This window comes from Bacillus cereus ATCC 14579 (assembly GCF_000007825.1).
Lineage (GTDB): Bacteria > Bacillota > Bacilli > Bacillales > Bacillaceae_G > Bacillus_A > Bacillus_A cereus.
In genome coordinates, this window is the sequence record NC_004722.1 from 1,367,582 (window position 1) to 1,394,116 (window position 26,535).

Sequence of the window (26,535 nt, forward strand, 5' to 3'; positions counted from 1 at the left end):
AACTGTTATATACTATGTGAAAATCAGAGGAGAAAGGGAGTAAGTATTATGAATATCGTGCAATCTATTACAATGCTTACACAACTACATCATCATACATGAAACCCTTGAACCTAGCGTGAAAACGTGTAGGTACAAGGGTTATTCCCGTTGTACCTACACTCTACTGAAGAGCCTTGTAGGTATTTTGTCTACAAGGCTCTTTTTATTTTCGGCTTAGGGGAATGAAATAGGCATACATTAGAAGGGGAAAGGTGTGAAAATTTAGATGACAAAATGGAAACGAGCAAACCCGAATGGAACGAGAGATTATTTATTCGAAGAATGTACGTTAATTGAAGAAGTAGAACAAAAATTAAGGCTTACTTTTTTAGAGAGAGGTTATGAGGAAATAAGAACACCTACAATTGAATTTTATGATGTTTTTGCATTTCAAAATAGACCGATAGATGAAGAGAAGATGTATAAATTTTTTGATGAAAAGGGAAGGATTATCGTTTTACGTCCAGATATGACAATTCCTTTAGCGAGAGTTATTGGAACACAGAGATGGGATACGCCACTTAAAGTGACGTATAGCGGGAATGTATTTCGAGCGAATGAATCCCATTCTGGAAAATATAATGAAATCGTACAAAGTGGTATTGAAGTTATCGGGATTGATAATGTAAGAGCTGAAATTGAATGTGTAATAAGTGTCATTCAAGCACTTCAAAAGTTGAAGGTGCAATCTTTTACAATTGAGATTGGGCAAGTACAGTTATATAAATGTATTGTAAAAAAACTCTCCATCCAGGATGAAGAAGAAAGGGTACTTAGAACGTATATAGAAAGTAAAAATTATGCAGCCCTCTCAAATTTTATCGGAGAAAAGAAATTAGATCGATGCGATGAGACAGTAAGATTACTTGAGAAATTGCCAAGGCTATTTGGAAATTTAGAAGTTATTGAGGAAGCAGAAAAGCTTGCTTCAAGTAATGAAATGAAAATGGCAATTGCAAGAGTAAAAGAAATGTATGAAACAATTGAAATGTTAGGATATGGTTCTTACATATCAATTGATTTGGGCATGATTCAACACTTAGATTACTATACGGGTGTTATTTTCAAAGGATATATATATGAAATTGGAGAAGAAATCGTTAGTGGCGGAAGATACGATGAGCTAATTGGGAATTTTGGAGAAATGCTGCCAGCTGTTGGACTCGCGGTACAAGTAAATCAAATTGTGAAGGCACTGCAAGAGCAGCAAGAACCATATGAACGAAATCAAATTGATATTGTGATTCATTATGAGTTAAATAGATTAGCGGAAGCAGAAAGGTTACGAAATTTACTTCGAAAGGATGGGAAAAATGCTTGGTTATCTCTATTCTCTAATTTAAGCGATACCTTTCAATTTGCAAGAAAAAATAAAATAGGAACGGTCGTTGAGGCACAGAATGAATACTTAGTGGAATATGTATGGAATGAGAAATGGGTAGTCCAGAAAGAAGGAGAGGCTTCATGCGTAACATTCAAATTGCGTTAACGAAAGGAAGATTAGAAAAACATGTCATTCCACTTTTTGAGCAGATTGGAATTGATTGTTCCGAGCTCAAAAATAAAGGTCGGAAGCTTGTATTTCAAAGTAAAAATACAAATGTTTCATTTATTTTAGTAAAAGCGGTTGATGTTGCTACTTATGTAGAACATGGGGTAGCTGATATTGGCATCGTTGGAAAAGATATTTTAATGGAAAACGAGAAAGATATTTATGAAATGCTGGATTTAGGAGTGGGGATTTGTAAGTTTTGTGTTGCTTCTATTCCTACGTATAATCCGAAGAGTTACCGGAAGAAAAGAATCGCTACGAAATACCCCCATATTACTTCTACTTATTTTCATGATAAGGGAGAGGATGTAGAAATTATTAAGATAGAAGGTTCTGTAGAAATCGCTCCTCTTCTTGGATTGGCAGATGCGATTGTAGATATTGTTGAAACAGGAAAAACATTACAAGAGAATGGACTCATTGTATTTGAGGAAATGTACTTTATATCGGCTCGGATGATTGTAAATAAGGCAGCCTTAAAAACTAAAAAAGACGAAATATTCAGCATTATAAATATGATGGAGCAAGAAATCTTATCAGGGAAATAGGAGGATTTAAAATGGAAATCATTTATGAAGAATTTAAGGAGGCATTATCTAAAATAAAAGTGCTAAGAGAAAACGCTAATATAATAGAAGAAACTGTTCAAAGAAGTGTAAGAGAAATCATTAGACATGTAAGGGAAGGGAAAGATGAGGCTTTATCTTTCTATACAAAAAAGTTTGATGGTGTAGAGATGAAAAATTTTCGTGTAAGTGAAGAAGAAATACAGCAAGCGAGTATGTTTGTAGAGAATTCATTTTTAGAAGCTTTAAAAGAGGCGAAGAAAAACGTTGTTTCGTATCACGAAAAGCAAAAGAAGCACTCAATATTCGATTGTGAAAGTAAAGGGATAATTAGAGGGCAACTCATTCGGCCGTTAGAAAATATAGGTGTATATGTACCGGGTGGGACAGCCTCATATCCTTCTTCAGTATTAATGAATGTATTGCCGGCGAAACTCGCAGGTGTGAAAAAGATTGTAATGGTAACACCGCCGAGGAAAGGAGGAATTGATCCGCATATATTAGCTGCTGCAGATCTTGCGGGAGTAGATGAAATTTATACGATAGGTGGCGCACAAGCAATTGCTGCTTTAGCATACGGGACGGAATCGATTCCGAAAGTGGATAAAATAGTTGGACCGGGAAATTTGTACGTCGCTCTAGCGAAACGAGAAGTATACGGAATAGTAAATATCGATATGATTGCTGGTCCATCAGAAATTGTAGTTGTCGCGGATGAAACAGGTAATGCAAAATATATCGCAGCGGATTTATTATCGCAAGCAGAGCATGATGAGAGAGCAACGGCGATTTGTATTACAACGAATATGGAACTAGCTAAAGAAGTGGAAAAAGAGGTAGAAAGACAGTTAGAAACGTTACCAAGAAGTGAAATTGCACGTGAATCAATAAATAGAAATGGAGCCATCTTTATCGTTCCTTCTTTAGAGGAGGCGCTAAAGTTATCAAATGAAATTGCTCCAGAACATTTAGAGTTACATATAAAAGAACCAATGAATGCTCTAGATTATGTGAAACATGCAGGCTCTATTTTCCTTGGGCCATATTCACCTGAACCGCTCGGGGATTATTTAGCGGGACCGAATCATGTATTACCAACGAGCGGAACGGCAAGATTTTTTTCTCCGTTATCAGTCGATGATTTCGTGAAAAAATCAAGTTTTATTTCTTATACGGAGGAGGCATTAAAAAATGTACAGCATCATATTGTAGAGCTTGCAAATAAAGAAGGGTTACATGCACATGCGAGAGCAATCCAAATAAGGTTTGAGGAGGAAAAATAATGCGTCAGTCCAGTCAAGCACGTGAGACGACAGAAACAAAAATTAAATTAAATTTGCAGCTTGATGAAAGTACAAATGTATCTATTCAAACAGGGGTTGGTTTTTTCGATCATATGCTTACTTTATTTGCTAGACATGGAAGATTTGGATTGCAGGTTGAAGCAGAAGGTGATGTATTTGTCGATGCACATCACACCGTTGAAGATGTTGGAATTGTACTTGGAAATTGCTTGAAAGAAGCATTGCAAAACAAAGAGGGAATTAATCGTTACGGTTCTGCGTATGTACCGATGGATGAATCTTTAGGATTTGTCGCAATTGATATAAGTGGACGCTCATATTGTGTATTTCAAGGGGAATTAACAAATCCGAAGCTCGGGGATTTTGATACAGAATTGACGGAAGAATTTTTTAGAGCAGTTGCACATGCTGCCAATATTACATTACATGCGCGCGTTCTATACGGAAGTAATACACATCACAAAATTGAAGCATTATTTAAAGCTTTTGGTAGAGCGCTTAGAGAAGCGGTCGAAAAAAATGCCAACATTACTGGTGTAAATTCAACGAAAGGAATGTTGTAATTGATTGCCATTATAGATTATGGAATGGGGAATATTCGCAGTGTAGAGCAAGCATTAAAATATATTGGCGCAGAGTACATTGTAACGAGTGATAAAAAAGAGATATTGAGAAGCGATGGCGTGATTTTACCGGGAGTAGGTGCATTTCCGAAAGCGATGGACGTATTAGAAGAAAGAGATTTAGTGTGTGTACTAAAAGAGGTTTGTGATATAGGAAAACCACTCCTCGGTATATGTTTGGGCATGCAGCTTTTATTTGAACGAAGTGAGGAACTAAAAGATTGTAGCGGGTTAGGTTTACTACCAGGGGAAATTCGTAAGTTAAAAGTTTCGTATAAAATTCCTCATATGGGATGGAATGAATTAAGGAAGGAAAGAGAATTTCCGCTTTGGAATGGATTAGTGGATGGTTCTTTCGTGTATTATGTTCACTCATATTACGCGGATTGTCCAGATGAAATTGTATGCGGAGTAAGTGATTATGGAATGCAAGTACCAGGGTTTGTCGCGAAAGGAAATGTATTTGGTGCACAGTTTCATCCAGAAAAAAGTGGCGAAATTGGCATGCAAATATTAAAAAATTTTCAAGGGGTGGTAGAAGCATGGAAATCTTCCCAGCTATCGATTTAAAAGAAGGACGATGCGTTAGACTTTATCAAGGAGAGTTTAGTAAAGAAACGGTGATGAATGAAGATCCAGTAGCGCAGGCGATCATATTTGAAAAGCTTGGAGCGGAAATACTACACATTGTTGATTTAGACGGTGCAATTGCTGGCGAGTCTTTAAATTTGCCCGTCATTGAAAAAATCTGCAAGGCGGTACGTATTCCTGTGCAAGTGGGAGGAGGAATTCGTTCACTTGTAACGGTGGAGAAGTTATTGTCAGCAGGTGTAGAAAAAGTGATTTTAGGAACAGCAGCTCTTTATGATAAGTCATTTTTAGAGGAAGCAGTTCGTCTATATAAAGAGAAAATCATTGTTGGAATTGATGCGAAAAATGGTTTCGTAGCAACGAGAGGTTGGCTTGATCTATCTGAAATTTCTTACGTTAGTTTAGCGAAACAAATGGAAAGTTTAGGTGTTCAAACGATTGTGTTTACAGACATTTCGAAAGACGGGACGCTTGCAGGTCCAAATTTTGAACAATTAGCGATACTTCAAAAAAGTGTGGGCATTCGTCTCATCGCTTCTGGAGGAGTGGCATCTATTCAAGATGTGAAAAAGTTAAATGATATGAATATATATGGTGTCATAATTGGAAAGGCGCTTTACGAGAAAACGATTGATTTAGAAGAAGTATTACAGGTAACGAAGTTATGTTAGCGAAACGAATTATTCCATGTCTAGATGTGAAAGAAGGGCGAGTCGTAAAGGGTGTAAATTTTATAGGATTACAAGATGTCGGTGATCCGGTTGAAATAGCTGAAGCATATAACGAGGCAGGGGCAGATGAAATCGTATTTTTAGATATTACGGCGACTCATGAAGGAAGAAAAACGATTATAGATGTTGTAGAAAAAACAGCAGCAAAAGTATTTATTCCTCTTACGGTTGGCGGGGGGATATCAAGTGTGAAAGATATGTACAATTTACTAAGAGCTGGGGCAGACAAAGTTTCAATAAACTCAGCGGCAGTGCGAAACCCGAAGTTAATAGAAGAAGGGGCAGAACACTTTGGATCACAATGTATTGTCGTGGCAATTGATGCTAGAAAAGTAGCAGAAGGTAAATGGAACGTATATGTCAACGGCGGAAGAGTTGACACAGGAATGGATGCCATAGAATGGGCGAAGCGTGTTGTTAAACTTGGGGCAGGTGAAATTTTGTTAACGAGTATGGATGCAGATGGAACGAAAAGCGGATATGACCTTCGTTTAACAGAAGAAATTTCAAAAAGTGTTTCTATTCCAGTCATCGCATCAGGAGGCTGTGGTCATACGGATCATATTATAGAAGTTTTTCAAAAGACAACGGTTGATGCAGCGTTAGCGGCATCCATCTTTCATTATGGTGAGGCGACAGTGCAGAGTGTAAAGCGAAAATTAAGAGATGCAAATATTGAGGTGCGGTTATGAAACCTAATTTTTCAAAAGGATTAATACCGGCAATTGTCATCGAAGAAGGTACGAAAGACGTTTTAATGCTAGCTTATATGAATGAAGAAGCATATAAAAAAACGTTAGAGACGAAAAGAACATGGTTTTATTCTCGTTCGAGGCAGTCGTTATGGAATAAGGGGGAAACATCAGGGAATGTTCAATATGTGCAATCTTTATATTTAGATTGTGATCAAGATTCAATTGTTGTGAATGTGAAACAAGTAGGACCTGCTTGTCATACGGGAGAGAAGACATGTTTTTACTATCAAATTATATAGGGGGATACATATGGAAAATGCCTTTAAGTTGCTGTATAAAACAATTGAAGAACGAAAGGGAAGCCCACTTCCTGAATCGTATACAAATTATTTATTTTCAAAAGGAGAAGATAAAATTTTAAAGAAGATTGGTGAAGAGTGTGCTGAAGTAATTATCGCATGTAAAAATAATGATAAAGAAGAAGTAGTGAAAGAAATGGTTGATGTATTTTATCACTGTTTCGTTTTATTAGCTGAAAAAAATATTGCATTGGAAGATGTGATGCGAGAGGTGAAAGAACGAAATGGAAAGCTTTCGAGAGTTGGGGATAGAAGGGAAATAGATACATTATAAGGGGGAATGTATATGAAAGTAGATTATCATCTTCACTTATAAGAAGGACCGTATTCAATAGGATGGCTTGCTAAAATAAATGAAGCGTTGGAATGTTATGAACCGCTTCAAGAAAGACATTCTATTGATTGGCTTATGAAAACACAAGAGCGTTTGCAAAAGCGTGTGAAGGAAGGGCCATTTACAACAGAATGGATAGATCTATATTTAGAAGAAGCTGTGCGAAAAGGAATAAAAGAAGTGGGAATTGTTGATCATCTATATCGTTTTCATGAAGCAAAAGGATATTATGAAAAATATGTAGATATTAGTGATTCTAAGCTCGGTCGTATACAGAAAGAATGGTTAGATCAAGTAAAGGTAGTTTCACTGTATGATTTTACAAAGGCAATTGAAGAGGCGAAAGAACGATGGGGGAAAAGAGGTGTCACACTTAAACTTGGAATTGAAGCGGATTATTTTATTGGTTGTGAAGGAGAGTTAAAAGAATTATTAGCGCTAGGAGACTTTGATTATGTAATTGGTTCCGTTCATTTTCTAAATGGCTGGGGATTTGATAATCCAGATACGAAAGAATATTTTGAGGTGCATGACCTACGCGCATTATATGATATGTTTTTTAAAACAGTTGAGAGTGCGATTCGTACCGAGTTATTTGATATTATCGCTCATCTTGATAATATAAAGGTATTTAATTATCGATTGGATGAGAATGAACAGCTTTCTTATTATGAGGAAATTGCCTGTGCATTAGTAGAAACGAATACGGCAACAGAAATAAATGCAGGATTATACTATCGTTATCCTGTTCGTGAAATGTGCCCAAGTCCACTATATTTACAAGTATTAGCTAAGTATGGTGTTCCAATTACGATTTCTTCGGATGCCCATTACCCAAATGATTTAGGGAATTATGTACAAGAAAATATACAAACATTACGAGCTCACGGTGTTACTCAGGTTGCAACATTTACGAAGCGAGCAAGAGTAATGAGGTCGCTTGAAGAAGAAGTAACAAATTCAAAATGAAACGCAATTTTTTGATGAAAACTGTCCTTTTTGTTCAAAATAAGAAAGAATGAAAAGGAGGGTAAGAAATGGCGAAACAACAAAACAAACAAAATGTACAAGGTGCACAGCAACAAGCTTATACTTCTGAAACGAATGCTGCATCTCAATCGGTTATTGAGGAGCAAATTAGCGATACGGTTGCAGAAGGAACTATTGATGTGAAGCTTGGAAAAGAATCGCAGGAAAAAGCGTAAGAAGAGGGGAGAGTTGCATCTCCTCTTTTTTCATGGAAAAGTGTCGATTTTCAAAACTATAATCAAATTCCTTGGTTTTTATATGTGGATTTCTTACAATGAAATATAAGAGATGTCTTATTTTCTATAGAAGAGGTGTTAGTAGTGGCAAAAATATTAGTAGCGGGAAAAATTCCGGAAATTGGATTAGAACTATTAAAAGATCATAATGTAGAAATGTACAATAAAGAGGAGTTAATTTCTATAGATGAATTAACAGAGCGTGTAAAAGATAAAGATGCATTGTTAAGTTTACTTTCGACAAAGGTGCCAAAAGAAGTTATTGATGCAGCGCCTCATTTAAAGATTGTTGCAAACTATGGTGCTGGTTACGACAATATTGATTACACGTATGCGGGCGAAAAAGGAATTGCAGTTACGAATACACCGAAAGTATCAACGGAAGCGACTGCAGAATTAACATTTGCACTTCTTTTAGCAGCGGCGCGTAGAATTCCTGAAGGGGATACGTTATGTCGTACGACTGGATTTAACGGATGGGCACCGTTATTTTTCTTAGGACGAGAAGTCCATGGTAAGACAATCGGAATTATAGGTCTTGGAGAAATCGGGAAGGCTGTTGCAAAACGTGCGAAAGCATTTGGAATGGATGTTTTATATACAGGGCCAAATCGTAAGCTTGAAGCTGAAAGTGAACTGGGAGCAACGTATGTGACGTTGGAAGAATTATTACAAACAGCAGACTTTATTACAATTAACTGTGCTTATAATCCGAAATTACATCATATGATTGATGAAGAGCAGTTTAAAATGATGAAGAAAACAGCGTATATTGTAAATGCTTCACGTGGACCAATTATGAATGAAGCAGCACTTGCTCATGCATTAAAAACGAATGAAATTGAAGGAGCAGCTCTTGACGTGTTTGAATTTGAACCGAAAATTACAGAAGAGCTAAAAGAATTAAAGAATGTAGTACTTGCTCCACACGTAGGGAATGCAACATTTGAAACTCGTGATGCGATGGCTGAAATGGCTGTCAGAAATATTTTAGCTGTATTAAACGGCGAAGAGCCAGTAACACCTGTAAATCAAAAGGTATTAGTTACAAAATAAAAAGAAACCTTCCGGACTCGGAAGGTTTTCTTATTTTTCTTTATTGGCTTTTTTAGACGGTCTTTGTCTAATGAATTGAGATAACATGTACAAAATATATAGTGGAATGGCAATGAATAAGAAAACAGAAAAATTTCCAAATCCTGTTTGATACATTGTAATAATGATTCCAACTAAAAATAGTGTAATAATGATGCTATATCGTGGAATTGGTACATCTTTTAAACTTGGGATACGAATGCGGCTCACCATTAAAAATGCGAACGTTACAAATACGGTAATAAGAACGATTTTTGGAATGGTATGTGAAAATAATGTTAAGAAAGCAACAAGCCCTCCCGCTGCTGTAATCGGTACTCCAGTGAAATATTTCATTGAAGTAGAAGATGGTGTTACATTAAATCGTGCTAAACGATATGCTCCGAAAAGAGGGAATAATCCCGCTATGTATAATCCGATGATTCCGTAGTTTGAGAAAGATGTGTAATACATTAAAACAGCTGGTGCTGCACCAAATGTTACGACATCTGCAAGCGAGTCGAGCTCTTTTCCCATTTGTGAATCAACACGTAATAAACGAGCAACACGACCATCAAGACTATCTAACATCATCCCGATAAGTACTAAAATAGCAGCTGATTTATAATATCCTAAAGATGCATAGCCGATTGATAAAAATCCGCTATATAAATTTCCGAGCGTAAATAAGTTTGGAATAGCTGCTCTATACAAAATCTGATCCCTTGCTTTCTGTAATAAATTCTTAATTAGTGTATGAAAGTTTACTTATTTTATCATACCATAAATTTATTCCTCATACGAAAGAAATTACCAATTTGTGAAAGATTTCATAGAAGGATGGTTCGAAAATTAAGTGGAAATAAAAAGAGGAAGCAACTTGTATAAAGTTGCTTCCTTTACTATTCAAATTTCGTTGTCATCGTTCCGGTTTTATATCGATTATTAGGATCGAAGCGTAATAAATCTCCATAAATTAATTTATCGGAGAGTTTTAATTCTGTTTTTGCTTTTTCAATATACGGCTGACATAACGTCATGTCAGCTTCTTCACCCGTACTTCTTTTGTAGCACATATTTTTTGTATAAACATACTCTTCAGAAACAAAGCTACCATCACGAATTACCATAAGCGGGTCTTTCTCTTTAATAAATAAGTCAGTTCCAAATTCAACGGATTTATTTGTTTTAATACCAAGTAAATGAAGGAGCGTTGGCTTAATATCAATTTGACCGGATACTTTAGAAACAACTTTTCCTTCTTGGCCAGGCACATGAATAATAAGAGGGACTCGTTGTAATTGCATAGAATCGAATGGTGTAATAGTATCTTTTCCTAGGAACTGTGCCATAGCTGCGTTATGGTTTTCGGAAATACCGTAATGATCACCATAAATGACAATAACGGAATTATCATATAATCCTTCTTCTTTTAATTGTTGAATAAATAATTTAAGAGCTTCATCTGTGTAACGAACAGTTGGGAAGTAGCGGTTTACAACACCACTTTCCGAGTTGAATTCATCAACATATTGATCTTCCGGATTTAGAAGAAACGGAAAATGATTTGTTAATGTAATAAATTTTGTATAGAACGGTTGCGGTAAAGATTTTAACTTTGGAATAGATTGTTCAAAGAACTCTTTATCTTTTAATCCCCAACCGACAGACATTTGCTCCGTTCCTGCGTAATCATTTAAATTAAAATAACGATCATATCCAAGCGCAGGATACATTACATCCCGATTCCAAAACGTTTTATCGTTTGAATGGAAGACGGCAGAAGAATATCCGTATTTCTTTAATTGTTCTGGTGTCGCTGTGTATTCATTTGTTGCATGAGTAAAGAATACAGAACCACGATCTAGCGGATAAAGTGAGTTTTCAACGATAAATTCAGCATCAGAAGTTTTGCCTTGTCCAGTTTGATGATAGAAGTTATCGAAATAGAAACTATCCTTAATAAATTCATTTAAAAATGGTGTAATTTCTTTTCCATTTATTTTTTTATTAATAACAAAGTTTTGTGTAGATTCCATTGAAATTAAAATTACATTTTTACCTTTTGCAGCTCCAAATAAGTTTTTATCAACTTGTTTGTCTTTTGAGTCTGTATAGTTTTTAATTTCAGAAAACCCATCTCCACTTGCAAATACACGCTCAGCTGAAGACTTGGATTGAAGCGTAATGTCAAATAGATGGTATGTGTATAAACCTAAATTCTTCACGACAGTTTGACGGTCAAATGAGCGCGAGAACATTTGTGGTTTATAAATAACTGATACAACAATTTGTAGTGCTAATAAAGCTGTTACACCGCTAAAGAAAGTTCGCTTCTCTGAGCGGGAAAGTGGTGTTTTGTCGCCAAATGATGGGAATTTACGTGAAATAAACATTAAAATAATTGCATCTGCAAATAAAAGTAATGTTTTGTACGTAAAGAGTTCTTTTATACTTGTCCCTAAATCAGCCATATTGTTTGTTTGGAATAAAACCGGGAAAGTAACGAAATCGTTATAGAACCCATAAAACATTGCGTTTCCAAATAAAATAAATGACAGTATAAAACTGATTCCAATTATAATTCGGTTTCGGTGCTTAGATGCAAGTAAAGCTAAGCCGAAAAATAAAAGTAACGCAGCTAGTGGATTGATAAAAAGCATGAATTCTTCAAAGAAATTATCAATTTTAATATCAAATGCTAGCTTGTACACAATATATGTTTTAATCCATAGTAAAACGACTGCAACGAGTGCAAATCGCAGTTTTGGAAACAGATGTTGTAGCATAATATACTCCTCTCCTAAAAAGCATGACAGTTCTTGTGAGTCAGTTTGCTTAACGACTCATTTTATATATACGAACAGTCCTTTGTTATTATGATTATTATACTATGAGTATCATTATACGAAAATAAAAGAAGGTTGTGGGCTTTTTTATAATAATCGAGTAGAAAAAGAGTGGTGGGAGACAATAAAACAGAATTTCTATGTATGATAATTATCGTACGCAGAAAGAATCGCGTGATAATACGGAGGTTATAATGCGAAAATTATTATATTTTATAGCATGCAGTAGTGTTATACTTTTTACTTCACCGAGTGTGTCGGTAGCCCAATATGATGCACCTCTTATGGAAGATGCACTTTATTCTGTTTTATTTCCAAAAATAAATAAAGCAATTGAAAAACAATATGGAAGTTTGAAACCTTATCAATGTCCTAAAATTATTAGTTTAAAAAAAGTGTATAGCGGTACATATTTATTTCAAGCAAGTATTGAAGTGACAAAGTATGAACGTGTTGCTGGGAAAATTGCTCCACCATTTGAGAAGGTAACGATTACATTTAATAACGAAGAAGGCGAATGGGAAGTGACAAAGATTTCAGTAAAGCGCTTACCAAATGATACGAAACTAAACTGTAAAAAAACAATATAAAAAATTGTTTGACAAATAAAATGGTCCTTTGGTATTGTTAATAGCAACAATTAGATGTTTGAAAATTAAATAGACTTACCTCATCTACTCTCAAAGGTAGAGGCCGCGATAGGAAAGAGTAAGCTATGGGAGATTTAATGGAATCTGTGATCATAGGTTGAAAGGGACTATTGCCGAAATATAAGAATAACCATCTTATTCATATATTGGGACTGCATTGAATAAATGTAGTACTGTCATAAGATTTATTTTATGGAGAGCTATTTGGAGATGTTGATGCGGTTTCTTATTTTGAGGAGATAACAACTCGTTTATTTTTTCAATATATATTTTTCCTAATAAGAAACGCGTGTGAACATTGTTCCGCGCGTTTTTTGTCTATCTAAAAGCGTGCTGCAATGAATAGAAGATTGGGGTTATGAGTTTTAGAGGAAATAAGGGAGGAATTTAAATGTATTTACACGGCACAAGCCGAATTAATGGGCAAGGACACTTAGAAATTGGAGGGTGCGATACGACGCAGCTAGCAAAGCAATACGGAACACCACTTTATGTATACGATGAAGGGTCTATTCGAGGAAAATGCCGAGCATTTCATCGTGCTTTTAAAGAAAGTGGTTTCTCTTATCAAGTAGCATATGCAAGCAAGGCGTTCTTGTGCATGGAGATGTGCCGAGTAGCTCGTGAAGAGAATATGTCATTAGACGTTGTTTCTGGGGGAGAATTATATACTGCGCTCCAAGCAGGATTTCCGGCATCACGTATTCATTTTCATGGAAATAATAAAACAGAAGAAGAAATAGTGATGGCTCTTCAGGCGAATATCGGTTGTTTTGTCGTAGATAATTTCTTTGAATTAGAAGTTTTACACGATTTAGCGATGCAACATGGGAAATTTGTGAACATATTAATTCGTGTAACGCCTGGAGTAGAGGCGCACACACATGAATATATTACAACAGGTCAGGATGATTCGAAATTTGGATTTGGTGTTTCAAATGGTCAAGCAATGCAGGCAATTGGATTGGCTTTACAAAAATCCAATTATAATGTGCTAGGGATCCATTCACATATTGGGTCGCAAATATTTGAAACAGCTGGTTTTGTTCGAGCAATTGAAGTTCTTCGCCAATTTTTAGAAGAAGTGAGAGAGCAAACAAACTATGTAGTAAAAGTGTTAAATGTAGGCGGGGGATTTGGAATACGTTACACAGAGTCAGATACACCATTAACTCTTGAGACATATGTGCGAGCTGTAACAAGTGCAGTGAGAGAACAATTTACTGTATGTGAATATCCATTGCCAGAAATATGGATTGAGCCAGGCCGTAGCATTGTAGGTGATGCTGGGACAACAATTTATACAGTTGGATCTGTGAAAGATATTCCTGGTATTCGGAAATATGTATCAGTCGATGGTGGAATGACAGATAATTTAAGACCTGCTTTATATAATGCGCGTTATGAAGCGATGTTAGCGAATCGAGCGAATGATGAGAATGAGGAACTCGTTTCGATTGCCGGGAAATGCTGTGAGAGTGGAGACATGTTGATTTGGGATATTCATTTACCGAAAGTCGCTGCTTCTGATTTACTAGCAGTTTCCTGTACAGGAGCATACGGGTACTCGATGGCGAATAATTACAATCGGATTCGAAGACCAGCCGTTGTCTTTGCAAAAGGCGGAACATCGCAAGTAGTTGTGGAACGCGAAACATATGAAAATATTATTGGGAACGATCGCATACGTATTAAAGAGCTTGTCTAAATAGGAAAAGGAGTTGTTCGAATGGGCAATTCCTTTTTTATAAAATAAAATAATTAAAATATATCGGAAAACTAGGATTGAAAAAAATCAGAATTGTGATAAAATACAAATACAAAGCTTATCAAGAGAAGCGGAGGGAACTGGCCCGAAGAAGCTCGGCAACCTGCTTATAGAAAGCAAGGTGCTAAATCCAGCAAAATGGGATCCATTTTGAAAGATAAGGTAAAATATATTACCGAACAGTCTTTTCGAAATGGGAAAGATTTTTTTTATGAATAAAAAGGGGGGGCTGTTCGCGTGAGTGTACGGGAACATTTTGATGAAGTATCCGAGAAGATTGAAGCGATGCTTGCTGATATGAAATATGGTTCAATTACAATTGTTGTGCAAGATGGGAAAGTAATTCAGTTAGAGAAAAGTGAAAAAGTACGTTTAAAGTGAAAAGCGCTGACTAGAAAAACTAGAGGCGGTTTTAACCTATTTTCATTAGGTTAAAACCGTCTTTTTGCTTTTACAGGGGGAAAAAACATGTTGACGTATGAAACGTGGGAAGAAAATGTTGTTTCGTTTTCGGAAGAAGATGAAACAAAAGGTGCGTTATCAGTATTAAATTGGGCTTATAAAGAATATAAAGATGAGGTTGTCTACGCATGTAGCTTTGGGGTGGAAGGTATGGTATTGCTGCACATTATAAACCAAGTAAATCCATCTGCTAAAGTTGTATTTTTGGATACAAATGTTCATTTTCAAGAAACGTATGAATTAATTCGAAAAGTGCGGGAACGATTTCCTTCATTGAATATTATAGAAAAACAGCCAGAACTTACACTTGATGAACAGGCGAAGTTGCATGGTGAAAAACTGTGGGAGAGCAATCCGAATCTTTGTTGTAAGATTAGAAAAATTTTACCTTTAGAAAAATCATTAGTCGTGGAAAAAGCATGGATATCGGGCTTAAGAAGGGAACAATCAGAAACACGTAAGCATACAAAGTTTATAAATCAAGATCATCGTTTTCAATCTATTAAAGTTTGTCCACTCATTCATTGGACGTGGAAAGAAGTTTGGCGATATGTATACAAACATAGCTTGCCGTATAACCCGTTGCATGATGTTGGCTATCCAAGTATTGGGTGTGAGAAATGTACGTTACCTGTAGGGGATGGTGGCGATTCAAGAGATGGTAGATGGGCTGGAAAAGTGAAAACTGAATGTGGTCTTCATTACCAATAAGATGAATCTTGAAATAAAGCTAAGAGAGGATATAGAAAAATGAGCATAGTAAACGAATTAGTAAACCGTATAGATGAGACATATGACGTATCACAAATTGAAAAAGAAATTAAATTAGACAATATTGCGTTAAGTGATTTAGAACTATTGGCGACAGGTGGATATAGCCCCCTTACTGGTTTTTTAGGGAAGGAAGATTATGATTCTGTTGTAGAAACGCTTCGTTTAGCAAATGGTAGTGTGTGGAGTATACCGATTACATTACCGGTAACAGAAAAAGTCGCAGAAAGCCTGAAGGCTGGAGAGGAAGTAAAGCTTGTCAACAATGGAAATATATACGGTGTCATTCAAATAGAAGATATTTTTGTACCAGATAAAGAAAAAGAAGCGTTACTTGTATATAAAACAACGGATGAGGCTCATCCAGGAGTGAAAAAATTATATGAACGACCAAACGTTTACGTTGGAGGAACTATTATTCTAACAAAACGCTTTGAAAATAATCAATTTCCTTCTTATCATTTAGACCCAATTGAAACGAGGGAAGCATTTAAAAAACGTGGGTGGAAAACAGTGGTCGGATTTCAAACGAGAAACCCGGTACATCGTGCCCATGAGTATATTCAAAAATCTGCTCTTGAAATTGTAGATGGTCTCTTTTTAAATCCGCTCGTTGGAGAAACGAAATCGGATGATATTCCTGCTGATGTAAGAATGGAAAGCTATGAAGTACTTCTTCAAAACTATTATCCGAAAAATCGTGTCTTTTTAAGTGTATTTCCTGCTGCCATGCGTTACGCAGGACCAAGGGAAGCGATATTTCATGCGTTAGTAAGAAAGAATTTTGGATGTACCCACTTTATAGTAGGGCGTGATCATGCTGGAGTAGGAGATTATTACGGAACGTATGAAGCGCAAGAAATCTTCACAAATTTTACGATAGAAGAGTTAGGAATTACACCACTATTCTTTGAGCATAGTTTTTACTGCACGAAATGTGAAGCGATGGCTTCAACGAAAACATGTCCGCACGGAAAAGAAGATCATGTTATTTTATCGGGTACGAAAGTAAGAGAATTATTAAGAAACGGTGAGATTCCGCCAAGTACATTTAGTCGTAAAGAAGTAGTGGAAGTGCTAATTAAAGGCTTGAAAAAAGAAGTAGTAACAGAATAGGGAGAGAACGAGATGGATACGAATATTACTTGGCATACAGCTTCGGTTTCAAAAGATGAGAGAAGAGTGAAGAATGGACATCATAGTTTTGTAATTTGGTTTACTGGTTTATCAGCTTCGGGTAAATCTACAGTAGCGAATGCGGTCGCTCGTAAACTGTTTGAAAAGAATATTGGAAATTATGTGCTGGATGGGGATAACATTCGCCACGGTTTAAATAAAGACTTAGGATTTTCTGAAAGTGATCGCATGGAAAATATAAGACGTATTGGCGAAGTGGCAAAGTTATTTGTAGACCAAGGAGCAGTTGTCCTTACAGCATTTATTTCACCATTTCGAGTAGTCCGCAAACAAGTAAGAGATTTATTAGCGGCAGATGAATTTATTGAAATTTTTGTGAAGTGTCCGATTGAAGAGTGTGAGAAACGTGATCCGAAAGGTCTTTATAAAAAGGCAAGAAAAGGTGATATTAAGGATTTCACAGGTATTGATTCGCCTTATGAAGAGCCAGAGCAAGCGGAATTAATTGTAGAAACGCACAAATATTCTATTGAAGAATGTGCAGAACAAATCGTGAAGTACTTACAAGAGCGTAGTTTTATATAGGGGGATAAACAATGAGTTATGAAAAAGTATGGGCTAACAATGAAAAATTAAATCAGACCGAGAAAAATAAATTAGAAAAAGATGGCTTAGAAATTTTTAATGATATTCCTTACTATGCGGAAAATGGTTTCGAATCTATTCCGAAAGAAGAGTGGGATGCCTTTAAATGGGCAGGCTTGTATTTACAAAGACCGAAAGAAGCTGGTTATTTTATGATGCGGGTAAATATTCCGTCAGGGATTATTACAAATGCACAGGCAGAAGTACTTGCTTCTATCGCTGAAGATTATGGACGTAATGTAATAGATATTACGACGAGACAGGCGATTCAGTTTCACTGGTTAGAAATTCAGCAAATTCCAGATATTTTTAAAAGATTAGCAAGAGTTGGGTTATCTTCAGCGGGGGCTTGTGGTGATATAACGCGGAATATTACAGGTAATCCGCTTGCTGGCATTGATGCAAATGAACTATTCGATACAACGCATATTGTAAAAGAAGTATATGATTACTTCCAACATAATGAAGAGTTTTCTAACTTGCCACGTAAATTTAAAATGTCTATTAGTTCTAATATTTATAATTCAGCAAACGCAGAAATTAACTGTGTTGCATTTACGCCTGCAACGAAAGAAATAGATGGTGAGAAAAAAGTTGGTTTTCATATAAAAGTAGGTGGAGGATTATCAGCTCGACCGTATTTAGCTGATGAATTAGATGTATTCGTTTTACCAGAAGAAGTGAAGGCGGTGGCGATTGCGATTGCTACTATATTCCGTGATTTTGGATATCGTGAAAAACGTCATTTAGCTCGGTTGAAATTTCTTGTTGCGGACTGGGGAGCAGAGAAATTTAAAGAGAAACTAATAGAGTATACAGGGCCTTTACAAAGTAAAGGGGAAAGTGCACTCAAAGGATGGAATGCAGGCTATTTTTATGGTGTTCAAGACCAAAAACAAAAGGGATTAAAATATGTAGGTTTTAATGTACCGGTAGGTCGTTTACATGCAGAAGAAATGTTTGAGATTGCAAGAATCGCAAAGCAATATGGAAATGGACAAATTCGTACATGTAATTCACAAAATTTCATTATTCCGAACGTTCCTCCGGAAAATGTAAAAGGATTACTTAGTGAACCGTTGTTTGAAGCGATATCTGCAAGCCCAAAATCATTTATTGGTCATGCGGTTTCATGTACCGGTATTGAATATTGTAATCTTGCACTAGTAGAAACGAAAGAAAGATTACGAAAAATTGCAGAATACTTAGATACACAAATTGCACTCGATGTTCCAGTTCGAATTCATATGGTAGGCTGCCCAAATTCATGTGGTCAACGTCAAATTGCTGACATTGGGTTACAAGGGGTGAAAATGAAAACGAAGGAAAAGGGAATTGTTGAAGCATTTGAGATATATGTAGGTGGAACGTTGTTAGATGGCGGTGCCTACAATCAAAAGTTAAAAGGAAAAATAGATGGTGAGGATTTACCTGATGTACTCGCATCATTTATAAGTTATTTCAAAGAGAATAAATTACCAGCCGAAACATTTTATGATTTTGTAGGTCGTGTTGGTGTAGATACATTACAAATAGCGTTAAATAACGTGCTAGAAGAAGTAATAGCGTCTTAGGAGGGACGATATGGATTTATATCGATTTGAAGCTGTGTTAGTAAATAGTATTGTTCCGATTGTTGTTGTTGCTCAAAGTGAAGAACAGGCATTTAAGCTTGCGGAGATTGAGCTTGAAAAGCATTTTTTACCGTTGCCAGAGGTAAAAGAGATTTCTTTGTTTGAAAAAAAGAAGATTCGAAAAGGTGGGGCATTTGTTATCCATGAGTAGAGATCAGTAATACGAAAAAATAAAAACTTCCATTCTTATATACGAATGGAAGTTTCATTTTAATAGTAGAAATGAGGAGAGATGATGGGGAAGGTTTATATTGTTGGAGCGGGTCCTGGCGATCCAGATTTAATTACTGTTAAAGGATTGAAATGTATTGAGAAGGCAGATGTTATTTTATACGACCGACTTGTGAATAAAGAGCTGCTTTCATACGCAAAGCCTGACGCGGATTTAATTTATTGTGGAAAACTCCCGAATTATCACACGATGAAGCAAGAGACAATTAACACGTTTCTTATTAAGTATGCGAAAAAAGGAAAAGTTGTAACGAGGCTCAAGGGCGGCGATCCATTTGTGTTTGGTAGAGGGGGAGAAGAAGCTGAAGCATTAGCAAAGCAAGGTGTACCATTTGAAATCATTCCTGGTATTTCAGCTGGAATAGCTGCTCCTGCTTATGCGGGCATTCCAGTGACGCACCGTGATGCAAGTGCAAGTTTTGCTATTGTGACTGGGCATAGGAAAGAAGGTGCTGAAGAAGAAGTGAAATGGGAAAGTTTAGCGAAAGGTGTAGAGACTTTAGCGGTATATATGGGGGTTAGTAATTTACCCTACATATGTGAGCAACTTATGAAGCATGGAAAAGATAAAAGTACGCCAGCTGCTATTATTGAGCAGGGGACGACGTCTATGCAACGCACAGTTGTTGGAACGTTAGGGACAATTGTAGATGTTGCGAAAAAAGAGCAAATTCAAAATCCGAGTATGATTGTAATTGGAGAGGTTGTCCGTTTTAGAGAAAAAATTCATTGGTTTGAGAAGCAGACAGAAAATGCTTATCAAGTAAGTGGAGTGTTGTAAAATGAAAGCCGTCTTATATATATGTCATGGAAGTCGTTTGAAGACAGCGAAAGAAGAGGCGATTCAATTTATTACATCGTGCATGAGCTGTATAGAAGCGACTATTCAAGAAGTTTGTTTTTTAGAGTTAGCGAATCCTTCTATTGAAGATGGTTTTCGTACATGTGTGAAGCGTGGGGCCACTGAGATTATTGCTATCCCTGTTTTTTTATTAGCGGCAGGTCATGTAAAAAAAGATATCCCTTTTGAATTGGAAAAGTTAACCAATCAATTTTCGGATGTTAAAGTTACCTATGGTAATCCGTTTGGTGTATCAGAAACACTTGTTAAATCGGTGTATAGCGGAAGTGGCATCGAACAGGAAGATAAAAATGAAGTGACGTTACTTCTTGTTGCAAGAGGGAGCAGTGATCCTGAAGTATTAAGAGATATAAACTGGATTGCTTCTTTATTTCAAACAAAAGAGAAGGTTAAAAAAGTAGAAGTTTGTTATTTAGCGGCTGCAGAGCCAAAATTTGAGGAGAAGTTAAAGGAAGTTGTAGAACGAAAAGAAAAGAACATCGTTGTACTGCCTTACTTGTTATTTACAGGTTTACTTATGAAACATATTGAGAAAGAAGTGCGCCAATATGAAGTGGAAGAGATAAAAATTAGTCCATATTTAGGGAAGAATGAAGCGTTTCAAGATATGTTAATTCAGAAAACGACGGAGTTATTGAAAGGAGATCAGTATGTATCCACTTACAGTGCGAGTTAATGAGAAACGCGTTGTTGTTATTGGCGGGGGAAAAGTTGCAGGATTTAAAATTATTCCTTTACTCAAACAGGGTGCGGATATAGTTGTGATAAGTCCAGAATTAGATGCGAATTTAGTAAAACTTGTGGAAGAAAAGAAAATTCGTTGGTATCAAAGAGAATATGAAAAAAGTGATATTAAAAGTGCTTTTTTAGTTGTTGCAGCGAGTAGTGATTCAATATTAAATGAACAAGTTGCTGAAGATGCCGCTGAGAATCAATTAGTAAATGTTATTACAAATCCGCAAAGTGGTAATGTTCATTTTCCGGCAGCGATTCATCGTGGTTTACTTAATACAGCAGTTTCTACTGGGGGAGCGAGCCCGAAGCTCGCAAAAAAAATTCGAGATGATATTGCAAATAAATATGATGAGACATATGAATCGTATTTAGATTTTTTATATGAAGTAAGGTTGAAGTTAAAAGATTTACAGTTAGAAAAGAGGGAACGAAATATATTGCTCCAAGAAGTGTTGAAATCAGTATATGTGCAAAATGAGGGGAAAAGAGAAAGTTTTTTACGTGAGTTAGAGGAAAAGGTTTTAAAATAATAAAAGATAAAGTGCGCTTTACAAATATAAAAATATAATTTATAATCACAAGTAACTTCAATAGATGAAATCGATGAGCAAGAAGAGTACGTATATTTGATGCGTTCAGAGAGCTGGGGTTAGGTGGGAGCCCGGTACGATAAAATATACAGAATGGGCTTGCGAGAGGTATGTTGAACATTGTAGTAGGCAATCCGGGTTCCGCCGTTAAAAGGATAGAGTATCGGAATTATTCCTGTACTTGTACAAGTGGGATTTATCAATCCAATTGAGGTGGTACCCCGGTATTTACATTACATATATCGTCCTCTACATGCATATTTGCGTGTAGGGGACTTTTTTATTTTCTAAAGGAGGTGTGCGAGTATGAAATGAAAGTGTATAATTAACAAAAGTTTAAATATTCAGAAAAGGAGAAATTATGATGAAAGAAACACAGCAATGGACGTCGAAAATAGGCTTTGTACTCGCAGCAGCCGGAGCCGCAGTAGGTCTTGGTGCGATATGGAAATTTCCATATGTTGCAGGTAATGGCGGGGGAGGCGCATTCTTCCTTGTATTTTTACTATTAACTTTATTTATAGGTATGCCTCTTCTAATAGCGGAGTTTGTTATTGGACGTAGCACGCAAAAAGAGGCGGTTACAGCTTATAAAGTACTAGTGCCAAATAGCAAATTATATCCTTGGATTGGTCGTATGGGAGTTGTTACTTGTTTTAGTGTACTATCTTTTTATAGTGTTGTAGGTGGATGGATTTTACTTTATTTATATTATAGTGTGACAGGAAGTTTCTGGAATGGTGCAGCTGATTATGGACAATTGTTCGGTGAAACGATTTCAAATCCATTAAGTGCGATTGGAGCACAATTTATCTTTATGCTTTGTACGATTTTTGTTGTAAGTAAAGGTGTAGAGAAAGGTATAGAAAAGGCAAGTAAGTACATGATGCCGCTATTATTTATTTTATTTATTGCGATTATTGTTCGTGCGTTAACACTCGATGGTGCTTTTGCTGGAGTAGAGTTCTTCTTAAAACCAGATTTTTCAAAGCTTACAGCAGATACAATTTTATATGCGATGGGACAATCTTTCTTCTCGCTAACTGTAGGTGCCTCGGTAATGGTAACGTATAGTTCGTATTTAAAGAAAGAGGAACATTTAGCGAAATCGGCAACATCTATTGTAAGTTTAACTGTTTTTGTTACAGTACTTGCAGGATTAGCAATTTTCCCAGCGATTTTCGCATTAGGAGTTAAACCGACTGAAGGACCGGGATTACTGTTTATCGTCCTTCCAGCAGTATTTGCAAAAATACCATTTGGTCAATTTTTCTTTATTATGTTTTTAATTTTATTCTTCTTTGCGACTTTAACATCAGCAATTTCAATGCTTGAAATTGTAGTAGCATCTGTTGCGAAAGGTAATGAGAAGAAGCGTCCGTCAGCATCATTATTAATTGGTATTCTTATTTTTGCAGTCGGTATTCCATCAGCGTTATCATTTGGGATTATGAGTGACGTGAAAATATTTGGGAAAACATTCTTTGATTTAGTCGACTTTTCGGTAAGTAACGTATTGCTGCCGTTAGGAGTACTAGCTATTTCATTATTTGTACCAAATAAAATGAGTAAAGAGTTGTTGATGAAAGAATTAGAAGTGACGGAAACGAAAGGGAAAACGTTATTTAACATTTGGTTCTTCTTACTTCGTTATGTTATTCCGGTAACTGTAATAATTGTATTTTTAAATGCGATAGGTGTATTTAAAATGTTTGCATAAAAAAGGCGGGGATCTCCCGTCTTTTTTTATGTTGATGAATGTAATAGACGATTATACGCTTTATAGGCTGTGGTGACTGCGAGGAATGAACCGATTAAAAATAAAACTGAGCCGCCAAATGTAAATATCCGGCCAATATACGTTTCTCTAGCTTCTTCTATTTTTTGTTGTAATTGCGTATTCATATGGATCACCTCGTAAACTATAGGCATTTAGTTATAGTCTATGTAGAATGCCTATATTGTGTGAAGTGTAAATGAAAAACCTCGGTAGGCACCGAGGTTTTTTATAATCCGATATAAGGAGATGGGTCAACTGCGTTTGTCTTGCCGACATTCCATTCTCCAAGATGAAGTTCGAAGTGTAAATGTTGTCCGTATGATTGGCCCGTATTCCCCATAAATCCAAGCTGATCGCCTTGTTTTACAGTTTGTCCATTCGATACAGAACGACTGTTCATATGAGCATATACTGTCGTATATGTTTTTCCGTTTATACGGTGAGATAAATACACTACGTTTCCGTAACTAGATGATAATTCTGAGCGAATAACAACGCCATCTGCAGCAGCGATAATTGGAACCGTTCCCGAAGCAGCGATGTCAATTCCTTTATGGTTATCTAAAGAACGTACACCAAATCCGGAAGTTTTTGATCCGGCTGCTGGTTTGATAAAACCACCGATATTTGTATCATGTGGTGTTGGGGCCGCTTGAGCAGATTTAGTAGCTTGTTGTTTGCGAGCCTCTTCTGCCTGGCGGGCTTCTTCCGCTTTACGAGCTTCTTCCGCCCGTTTTTCTTCTTCAATTGCTTTTTGAACAGCTTGACGTTGATTTTCTAAAATGCCCTTGGATTCTTCTAATCCTTCAATCTCTGAATCTACTTTTGCTACTTTCGTATGTAGATCGTTAATAAGAGTTTGTTGCTGCTGTTGGTTATTTTGTAATTCTTGTTGTTTTTGTTCTAGTTTTTGTTCAGAGTCTTTCAGTTGTTGTTCTTTTTTCTCAACAGCCTCTTTTTCTGTCGTTACAGCATTTTGATCAGATGTTTGTTTTTTTCCAATATCTGTATCGTTGTTTAATATTAAACTTACGGAGTACATATTATCAACAAGATCAGCAATGTTTGTAGAGTTTGTTAATACTTCTGTAATGATATTTGTACGCGGTTTTTCTTGCATAGATTGTAATCGTTGTTTAATAACTTCCTGACGTGTATCTATGTTTGTTTGTAATTGTTCTATATGTTTCTTTTTATCAGTAATTACTTGTTGTGTTTTGCTAATTTCTTTTTTTGTATCGTTTAATTCAGTCTCATTTTTATTAATGGAAGTAGTTAATTCATCGATTTTCTTCTGTAATTCTTTAATTTCTTTTTCTATTTGTTCTTTCTCGACTGATTTATTTTGTAAGTCACTTTGTTTGCCTTCTAATTCAGATTGAATGTTAGATAATTTATCTTGATTCGTTTCAGCGTATACGGGTGAAAGTAACGGGGAAGCAAAAATCGTTCCTGCTGCTAAAACACTAAACGCTGCAAATTTCTTTTTCATTGTTGTCTGACTCCTTTCCCTATGAATGTTATATATCATAAGAAGAAGGGTGTCTATCGTTGTAATCATAATGTAAAGAAAATTTTATAAAATTGCTAAGTTTTGTCGGAATTTATCATTTTTCAACTGTAATTGTCATAGTGCTTACATTTTATTCATATGTGTAACAAAGGTATATTTTGGGATTTTCCTGTAAAATGAAGGAGGAAAGTAATCGTTTTTATGAGGTGAAATATTACTTGGAAAGCTAATAAAACACTAGTGAGGAATCGTTCTCATGTGAGGTTTTCTGACATGGGTCTACTTTTTGTCAAGAAAATTATTTGTGTTCGGGCAAAGTTATTTTGTTGTCAGATTTAAATTTTTGATTTATGATTTTTAACAGGGACAAAATGTAGTGAATTGTCGAATAATATGTAATACTCTTAATTTCTTAGTTTTATAGAGATAGAATGAGAGATAGAGTGACACATCGAAGAGGGGGTTACAACAAATATGAAAAGAATAGGACTAGCATGGCAAATATTAATAGGACTTGCGCTTGGTATTGCGGTTGGGGCGATTTTCTTTGGCAATCCAGCAGTGGTGAGTTATTTACAACCAATTGGTGATATTTTCATCCGATTAATTAAAATGATCGTTGTGCCAATTGTTGTAGCAAGTATTGTTGTTGGGGTTGCTGGTGTTGGCGATGTTAAAAAATTAGGTCGACTAGGCGGAAAAACAATTATTTACTTTGAAATCATTACAACAATTGCAATTATTGTCGGTCTATTAATAGCGAATATTTTCCAACCAGGAAAAGGCGTAAATATGGAGCAGTTAACAAAGACAGATATTTCGAAATATACACATACGACAGAGCAAGTACAAAGTCATTCATTTGCAGATACATTTGTAAATATTGTTCCAACGAACATTATGAAGTCGTTAGCTGACGGAGATATGCTAGCTATTATCTTCTTCTCTGTACTATTTGGTTTAGGTGTAGCAGCAATTGGTGAAAGAGGAAGACCAGTTCTTCAATTTTTCCAAGGTGTGGCTGACGCAATGTTTTACGTAACAAACCAAGTTATGAAATTTGCACCATTTGGTGTATTTGCACTAATTGGTGTTACAGTTTCTACATTTGGTCTTGCTTCATTAATTCCATTAGGGAAATTACTAATTGTTGTATATGGAGCAATGATCTTCTTCGTCGTAGTTGTCTTAGGACTTACAGCGAAAATATTTGGAATTAACATTTTCCAATTCTTTAAGATTTTAAAAGACGAGCTGATTTTAGCGTATTCTACAGCAAGCTCAGAAACAGTTTTACCAAAAATCATGGAGAAAATGGAGAAATTCGGTTGTCCGAAAGCAATTACATCTTTCGTTATTCCGACAGGTTATTCATTTAACTTAGATGGATCAACTTTATATCAAGCAATTGCGGCTATTTTCTTAGCGCAAATGTACGGTATTGATTTATCTATTACACAACAAATTACATTGTTGCTTGTATTAATGGTTACATCAAAAGGGATCGCAGGTGTACCGGGCGTATCATTCGTTGTATTATTAGCGACACTTGGTACAGTAGGTATTCCACCTGAAGGCTTAGCGTTCATTGCTGGTATTGACCGTATTTTAGATATGGCTCGTACAGCAGTTAACGTTGTAGGAAACTCTTTAGCAGCTGTAGTTATGTCTAAGTGGGAAGGTCAATATGACGCTGAAAAAGGACAAGCTTATTTAAAAGAGATTTCTGAAAAGGGTCAAGCGGCTTAATTATAATATGAACAAGCTCTCAC

28 protein-coding genes, 1 pseudogene, 2 riboswitches and 1 other annotated feature are annotated in these 26,535 nt (G+C 36.0%); of the genes and pseudogenes, 25 read left to right on the plus strand and 4 right to left on the minus strand.

Going from position 1 to position 26,535, the window contains the following annotated elements; genetic code table 11:
• Positions 1-268 precede the first annotated feature (268 nt).
• The 12 genes and pseudogenes from BC_RS06970 to BC_RS07025 all read left to right on the plus strand — a co-directional run bounded on the left by BC_RS06970 (position 269) and on the right by BC_RS07025 (position 9,118).
• A complete protein-coding gene (locus tag BC_RS06970; RefSeq protein ID WP_000170297.1) occupies positions 269-1,531 on the plus strand; it encodes an ATP phosphoribosyltransferase regulatory subunit in 1,263 nt (420 codons plus the stop codon).
• A complete protein-coding gene (gene hisG, locus BC_RS06975) occupies positions 1,507-2,142 on the plus strand; it encodes an ATP phosphoribosyltransferase (RefSeq protein WP_001244493.1) in 636 nt (211 codons plus the stop codon). The genes BC_RS06970 and hisG overlap by 25 nt, the downstream gene beginning before the upstream one ends.
• 11 nt (positions 2,143-2,153) lie before the next feature.
• A complete protein-coding gene (gene hisD / locus BC_RS06980) occupies positions 2,154-3,443 on the plus strand; it encodes a histidinol dehydrogenase (RefSeq protein WP_000402931.1) in 1,290 nt (429 codons plus the stop codon).
• Positions 3,443-4,027: an imidazoleglycerol-phosphate dehydratase HisB gene (hisB, locus tag BC_RS06985; protein ID WP_001249949.1), complete on the plus strand. Its 585-nt coding sequence runs from the start codon at positions 3,443-3,445 to the stop codon at positions 4,025-4,027. The genes hisD and hisB overlap by 1 nt, the downstream gene beginning before the upstream one ends.
• Positions 4,028-4,657, plus strand: coding sequence for an imidazole glycerol phosphate synthase subunit HisH (hisH, locus tag BC_RS06990; protein ID WP_000560360.1), 630 nt, complete (start codon positions 4,028-4,030; stop codon positions 4,655-4,657). It begins immediately after the preceding gene.
• Complete coding sequence (gene hisA, locus BC_RS06995; protein ID WP_000402298.1) at positions 4,630-5,349, plus strand: 1-(5-phosphoribosyl)-5-[(5-phosphoribosylamino)methylideneamino]imidazole-4-carboxamide isomerase; 720 nt, start codon at positions 4,630-4,632, stop codon at positions 5,347-5,349. Before hisH ends, hisA begins: the two co-directional genes overlap by 28 nt.
• Positions 5,343-6,101, plus strand: coding sequence for an imidazoleglycerol phosphate synthase cyclase subunit (gene hisF / locus BC_RS07000; protein WP_000880108.1), 759 nt, complete (start codon positions 5,343-5,345; stop codon positions 6,099-6,101). Before hisA ends, hisF begins: the two co-directional genes overlap by 7 nt.
• On the plus strand, positions 6,098-6,403 hold the full coding sequence (gene hisI / locus BC_RS07005; RefSeq protein WP_000803957.1) for a phosphoribosyl-AMP cyclohydrolase: 306 nt from the start codon (positions 6,098-6,100) through the stop codon (positions 6,401-6,403). The genes hisF and hisI overlap by 4 nt, the downstream gene beginning before the upstream one ends.
• 10 nt (positions 6,404-6,413) lie before the next feature.
• Positions 6,414-6,737: a phosphoribosyl-ATP diphosphatase gene (gene hisE / locus BC_RS07010; RefSeq protein ID WP_000426358.1), complete on the plus strand. Its 324-nt coding sequence runs from the start codon at positions 6,414-6,416 to the stop codon at positions 6,735-6,737.
• Between the two features lie 12 nt (positions 6,738-6,749).
• Positions 6,750-7,766: pseudogene (locus BC_RS07015) on the plus strand (histidinol phosphate phosphatase domain-containing protein).
• Positions 7,767-7,834: 68 nt separating this feature from the next.
• Positions 7,835-8,002: a YozQ family protein gene (locus BC_RS07020; protein ID WP_001118878.1), complete on the plus strand. Its 168-nt coding sequence runs from the start codon at positions 7,835-7,837 to the stop codon at positions 8,000-8,002.
• Positions 8,003-8,146: 144 nt separating this feature from the next.
• Positions 8,147-9,118, plus strand: a complete 972-nt coding sequence (locus tag BC_RS07025; RefSeq protein WP_001062858.1) for an NAD(P)-dependent oxidoreductase — start codon at positions 8,147-8,149, stop codon at positions 9,116-9,118.
• Positions 9,119-9,148: 30 nt separating this feature from the next.
• Here the strand turns inward: BC_RS07025 and pssA are convergent, their stop codons facing one another.
• A complete protein-coding gene (pssA, locus tag BC_RS07030) occupies positions 9,149-9,850 on the minus strand; it encodes a CDP-diacylglycerol--serine O-phosphatidyltransferase (RefSeq protein ID WP_000285417.1) in 702 nt (233 codons plus the stop codon).
• A gap of 188 nt (positions 9,851-10,038) precedes the next feature.
• Positions 10,039-11,925: an LTA synthase family protein gene (locus BC_RS07035; RefSeq protein ID WP_000939077.1), complete on the minus strand. Its 1,887-nt coding sequence runs from the start codon at positions 11,923-11,925 to the stop codon at positions 10,039-10,041.
• A 254-nt stretch (positions 11,926-12,179) separates the two neighbouring features.
• Here BC_RS07035 and BC_RS07040 point away from each other — a divergent pair, with 254 nt between their 5' ends.
• From BC_RS07040 to BC_RS07095, 12 genes are all read left to right on the plus strand, one after another.
• Positions 12,180-12,575, plus strand: coding sequence for a DUF3888 domain-containing protein (locus tag BC_RS07040; RefSeq protein WP_001228823.1), 396 nt, complete (start codon positions 12,180-12,182; stop codon positions 12,573-12,575).
• A gap of 89 nt (positions 12,576-12,664) precedes the next feature.
• Positions 12,665-12,846, plus strand: a riboswitch (Lysine riboswitch).
• 180 nt (positions 12,847-13,026) lie between these two features.
• Entirely contained in the window at positions 13,027-14,343 is a 1,317-nt protein-coding gene (gene lysA / locus BC_RS07045) for a diaminopimelate decarboxylase (RefSeq protein WP_000280679.1), read from the plus strand.
• A gap of 115 nt (positions 14,344-14,458) precedes the next feature.
• A riboswitch (SAM riboswitch) is annotated at positions 14,459-14,567 on the plus strand.
• A 73-nt stretch (positions 14,568-14,640) separates the two neighbouring features.
• Positions 14,641-14,784, plus strand: coding sequence for a YezD family protein (locus tag BC_RS07050; RefSeq protein WP_000116158.1), 144 nt, complete (start codon positions 14,641-14,643; stop codon positions 14,782-14,784).
• Between the two features lie 87 nt (positions 14,785-14,871).
• Positions 14,872-15,576, plus strand: coding sequence for a phosphoadenylyl-sulfate reductase (locus BC_RS07055; protein ID WP_000959022.1), 705 nt, complete (start codon positions 14,872-14,874; stop codon positions 15,574-15,576).
• Between the two features lie 39 nt (positions 15,577-15,615).
• Positions 15,616-16,752, plus strand: coding sequence for a sulfate adenylyltransferase (sat, locus tag BC_RS07060; RefSeq protein WP_000029491.1), 1,137 nt, complete (start codon positions 15,616-15,618; stop codon positions 16,750-16,752).
• Between the two features lie 12 nt (positions 16,753-16,764).
• Positions 16,765-17,358, plus strand: coding sequence for an adenylyl-sulfate kinase (cysC, locus tag BC_RS07065; protein WP_000380506.1), 594 nt, complete (start codon positions 16,765-16,767; stop codon positions 17,356-17,358).
• A gap of 11 nt (positions 17,359-17,369) precedes the next feature.
• Complete coding sequence (locus BC_RS07070) at positions 17,370-18,992, plus strand: nitrite/sulfite reductase (RefSeq protein ID WP_000119621.1); 1,623 nt, start codon at positions 17,370-17,372, stop codon at positions 18,990-18,992.
• A 10-nt stretch (positions 18,993-19,002) separates the two neighbouring features.
• The gene (locus BC_RS07075; RefSeq protein ID WP_000366914.1) at positions 19,003-19,203 is read left to right on the plus strand and encodes a DUF3906 family protein; all 201 of its coding nucleotides are present in this window, start codon (positions 19,003-19,005) and stop codon (positions 19,201-19,203) included.
• Between the two features lie 84 nt (positions 19,204-19,287).
• Positions 19,288-20,064 (plus strand): uroporphyrinogen-III C-methyltransferase, encoded by a 777-nt coding sequence (cobA, locus tag BC_RS07080; protein ID WP_000521262.1) that lies wholly within the window; start codon positions 19,288-19,290, stop codon positions 20,062-20,064.
• Between the two features lies 1 nt (position 20,065).
• Positions 20,066-20,821 (plus strand): sirohydrochlorin chelatase, encoded by a 756-nt coding sequence (locus BC_RS07085; protein ID WP_000648880.1) that lies wholly within the window; start codon positions 20,066-20,068, stop codon positions 20,819-20,821.
• Positions 20,796-21,410: an NAD(P)-binding protein gene (locus tag BC_RS07090; RefSeq protein WP_000283366.1), complete on the plus strand. Its 615-nt coding sequence runs from the start codon at positions 20,796-20,798 to the stop codon at positions 21,408-21,410. The genes BC_RS07085 and BC_RS07090 overlap by 26 nt, the downstream gene beginning before the upstream one ends.
• Positions 21,411-21,474: 64 nt before the next feature.
• Positions 21,475-21,723 (plus strand) — a binding site (T-box leader).
• A gap of 111 nt (positions 21,724-21,834) precedes the next feature.
• Positions 21,835-23,190 carry a sodium-dependent transporter gene (locus BC_RS07095; RefSeq protein ID WP_000665430.1) on the plus strand — a complete coding sequence of 452 codons (1,356 nt, stop codon included), beginning with the start codon at positions 21,835-21,837 and terminating at the stop codon, positions 23,188-23,190.
• Positions 23,191-23,216: 26 nt separating this feature from the next.
• Here the strand turns inward: BC_RS07095 and BC_RS27600 are convergent, their stop codons facing one another.
• Both BC_RS27600 and BC_RS07100 read right to left on the minus strand, forming a co-directional pair.
• Positions 23,217-23,375 carry a hypothetical protein gene (locus tag BC_RS27600; RefSeq protein ID WP_001096001.1) on the minus strand — a complete coding sequence of 53 codons (159 nt, stop codon included), beginning with the start codon at positions 23,373-23,375 and terminating at the stop codon, positions 23,217-23,219.
• A 101-nt stretch (positions 23,376-23,476) separates the two neighbouring features.
• Entirely contained in the window at positions 23,477-24,742 is a 1,266-nt protein-coding gene (locus BC_RS07100; protein WP_000726077.1) for a murein hydrolase activator EnvC family protein, read from the minus strand.
• A 495-nt stretch (positions 24,743-25,237) separates the two neighbouring features.
• On the opposite strand from BC_RS07100, the gene gltP reads away from it, so the two are divergent.
• Entirely contained in the window at positions 25,238-26,512 is a 1,275-nt protein-coding gene (gltP, locus tag BC_RS07105) for a glutamate/aspartate:proton symporter GltP (RefSeq protein ID WP_000821134.1), read from the plus strand.
• Positions 26,513-26,535: the final 23 nt, after the last annotated feature.